This is a genomic window from Nitrospirota bacterium (assembly GCA_020846775.1).
GTDB lineage: Bacteria > Nitrospirota > 9FT-COMBO-42-15 > HDB-SIOI813 > HDB-SIOI813 > RBG-16-43-11.
Map to the genome: position 1 here is coordinate 1 of JADLDG010000120.1, position 3,836 is coordinate 3,836.

The window sequence follows — 3,836 nt, forward strand, 5'->3', positions numbered from 1 at the left end:
TCAAGGACTCTCACTGAACAGAAGGCAGAAGAAAATCTCAGGGAAAGATACATAAACATTGTGAAGCAGATTGATGCAGGTATAGTTGAAATGGAGGAGCTTCGTGATACGCGTACACTGCAGGAAGAGCTGGAAAAACTCCTTCATGTAAGACCTAATATAGTAATGGTTGATATCTTTGATCTGACATCCGGTACAATAGTTCTTACCGCCAGAAAGAGCATAGAAGGGAATCAGCTTGTTGCTGAACCTGATATAAATAAAATTGAAGCGGTTCAACGTGGAGAAGTCCTCACCAGCATGGAGAGGAATGGAACTAACCGATACTGGAACATCATGGCGCCTGTTCGAATAAGGAAAGATGTATCGGGTCTGATAAGGGCTAAAATATCTACGAAAGAGTTTGACGACCTGGTAATTGAAGAGCGACGGCAGGCATTTATGATTACTGCAACAGCCGCCCTTGCAATCCTGATCTTTCTTGTATGGTACCTGCGGCGTACAGTGAGTAAGCCTATCGCAATATTAAATGGAGCAATGGCTCAAGCAGAGGCAGGAGACTTAAAAAGCCAGGTCAAGTCCTATTCACGGGATGAAATAGGTATGCTGACACAACAATTCAACCAAATGATAGCAAGGATCAGGAATTTTAATGATGAATTGGCAGAAAGAGTTCAACAGGCAACAGAAGAATTAAATCACAAATATAACGAACTTATCAGTCTGAACCAGCGTCTTTCTGAGACTCAAATCCAACTCGCACAGTCAGAGCGTCTTGCTGCTGCTGGACAGGTAGCCGCAGCCATAGCACACAGTATAGGAACACCGTTGCATTCTATACTGGGACATCTGCACCGATTAAAGCGGGATACCTCTGATGCCAAACGTGAAGAGAGGTTGAAGATCATCCATACACAGGTTGAAAGGGTAGTGCAGATCATTCAGGACCTGCTGGACACAGTAAGGAAACCTGTCCCCAATATGTTGCCTGTCCGGATTAACAAACTTCTGGATGAGTTGTTATATCTAATAGCACCCGGCATCTCACTCAGGGGAATAAATGTAATAACAAGTTTAGACCCGTTATTGCCTGATATTGAAGGTGATGTTAATCAGCTCCAGGAACTATTCCTTAATCTGCTTACCAATGCTATGGACGCTATGCCGGATGGAGGTGAGCTGGAGGTAAATACCGGTATCAGCCAAAACGCAGATAGCAACAATGACTCAATAACAATAACAATCAGGGATAGCGGGCGAGGAGTTGATGAGGCCAATCTGAAAAAGATCTTTGAACCGTTTTTTACCACCAAAGAGAGAAGCAGAGGGACAGGACTTGGCTTGAGTATTTGCAGGGATATTGCTAAAACCCATCATGGCGAGATTTATGTATCCAGCCAGGTTGGAAAAGGTACATCATTTACAACAATATTGCCGGTTAAACGTTATGAAAAGACCTGAATCAGAATCGTGCCATATCCTCTTGGTAGACGACGATGAAGTAGCCTGTCAGCTTCTTGCAGAGGTGTTGACTGATGAGGGTTATATGGTTGATACAGTCCGCAGCGGCAGGGAAGCAGTGAAAGAGATAGAATCCACTTACCATGATCTGGTCATAACAGACCTCATGATGCCTGGGATTGATGGTCTTGAAATATTAAAGGTATGTAAACAGGTCAGTCCGGATACACTTGTTATTATGATGACAGCCTTCGGTTCACTGGAATCTGCTATAGAGGCTATGAAGTCCGGGGCATTTGATTATGTAAGCAAACCATTCAGAGAAGATGAGATAAAAATTGTAGTCGGACGAGCCATTATGCAAAAACGCCTTCAAGATGAAAATGAACGGTTTCACAGGGAATTAACTATTGCATATGGACTCGACCAGATAATAGGACACAGTCGTCCGATGATGGATATCTACAAGACCGTTGCTATGGTTATTAATAGTGCAAGCACCGTTCTTATCCAGGGGGAGAGCGGGACTGGAAAGGAGTTGATTGCGAGGGCCATCCATTACAACAGCGCCAGATCATCAAAGCCATTTGTAGTGGTAAATTGTGCTGCCTTGCCTGAGCATCTTCTTGAAAGCGAACTCTTTGGTCATGTTAAAGGGGCCTTTACAGGGGCAGTAATCAGTAAGAAGGGTCTTTTTGAAGAGGCTGAAGAAGGCACCTGTTTTCTGGACGAGATCGGCGACATGAGCCTTCCTCTTCAGGCAAAGATGCTGCGGATGATTCAGGAGAAGGAAATACGGCGTGTTGGCGGAAAAGAATCCATTCATGTCAATGTCAGGATAGTGGCTGCGACAAATCAGCCGCTTGACCGCAAGGTTAAGGAAGGGGGTTTCAGAGAGGATCTCTTATACAGGCTCAGGGTTGTAACAATTAACTTGCCGCCGTTGCGTGACCGCAGGGAAGACATTCCTCTTCTTGCCGATTACTTTCTGAAAAAATATACTGCTGAAACAAAAAAAATAGTTTCTGGTTTCAGCCCTCGGGCCATGGATTTACTATGTCGTTATTCGTGGTCTGGTAATGTGCGGGAACTGCAGCATACGATTGAGCGTGCCGTAGTACTTACTACAAATACAGTCATCCTGCCGGATGATCTGCCGGAACAGGTCAGAAATAATTCGTATCCTGAAGATGACCTTCCACCATTCAAATTAATGTCATTAGAAGAACTGGAAAAGAGGTATCTAATCCGGGTTCTTAAAGAAACCGGTGGCAATAAGAGCGAGGCAGCAAAGATCCTGGGCGTTGACCGCAGGACACTTTACAGAATGGCTGAACGATATCATCTGAATCTATCTGAAAAAGATGATAACCAGTCCATAGAATAATCCCTGAAAAATTAGCAAACCCGCCTCACCCTGTGTGGCGAGATGGCTGATAATGTCTATTATTTAATCCTCTGTTATTAATTTACGTGATGATATAAACCAATATTATATTCATTGTTTTCATCAACTTATGTCAATCGTCCTGTTTTCAGATTGTTGTTTCTATTTATGGCACAATGATTGCTATTTCTTCATGTTACGATGAAAAGTGCTATCAACATACTTGTAGTTGATGATGACCCTGTTGCCAGCGCCCTGCTTAAAGAGACACTCGCGGCTGAGAATTATTTAGTGGATACCGCCATAAACGGATTAGAGGCACTGAAAACAATCAGGGAGAGAAGCTATGACCTTGTAATAACCGATTTTATTATGCCTCTCCTGGATGGATTGGCGCTCATTGCTAAAGCCAAGGAAGAATTGCCTCACATGCTGGTAATACTTATGACAGCATCACGTCAGGAGGCTATACATATAGAAGCCAGAAGACAGGGGGCAGATGCAGTAGTCCCAAAACCACTTGAGATGAAAAAGCTTTTAAAGATTATAAATAGGGTTTTACAACAACAAAGGAGAAAATAAGTCATGGTAAAAAAGTATGGAGTAAATGTGTTGGCTGTAATTAGCTGTAGTATTGTCCTGATGGCAGGAACTGGATGTTCCAAAAAGATTTCTACGGTTGACAATGTACTCGGTGAACAGGGAAGAGGGGCTCAGGGAAGCAAAATCGTGGAGGATGCGGTTTATATTCAGGAAGCCTCCATAGCTGATGATAGAGACACTGTTGCTGAAGGAATATATGATTCCAGCAGTCTTGTCCTGAAGATTGATGACATCTTTTTTGACTTTGACAAAGACACTATGAGACCTGATTCATACCCGATACTTAATAGAAACATTCAATCTCTTAAAGAAAATCCTGATAAGCAGATTATCATTGAAGGACATACCGATGAACGGGGGACAAATGATTATAACTTAACCCTCA

The 3,836-nt window shown here is 43.0% G+C and carries 4 protein-coding genes; all 4 read left to right on the forward strand.

Annotation, left to right across the window (positions count from 1 at the left end; genetic code table 11):
• The coding region (locus tag IT392_13265) for a HAMP domain-containing protein (protein ID MCC6545441.1) at positions 1 to 1,461 on the forward strand (1,461 nt) is incomplete at its 5' end.
• Positions 1,448 to 2,848, forward strand: coding sequence for a sigma-54-dependent Fis family transcriptional regulator (locus tag IT392_13270; GenBank protein MCC6545442.1), 1,401 nt, complete (start codon positions 1,448 to 1,450; stop codon positions 2,846 to 2,848). The genes IT392_13265 and IT392_13270, both read left to right, overlap by 14 nt.
• 201 nt (positions 2,849 to 3,049) lie before the next feature.
• Complete coding sequence (locus tag IT392_13275; protein ID MCC6545443.1) at positions 3,050 to 3,430, forward strand: response regulator; 381 nt, start codon at positions 3,050 to 3,052, stop codon at positions 3,428 to 3,430.
• 3 nt (positions 3,431 to 3,433) lie between these two features.
• Positions 3,434 to 3,836 (forward strand): OmpA family protein (locus IT392_13280; GenBank protein MCC6545444.1); only part of this gene is annotated, 403 nt, incomplete at its 3' end.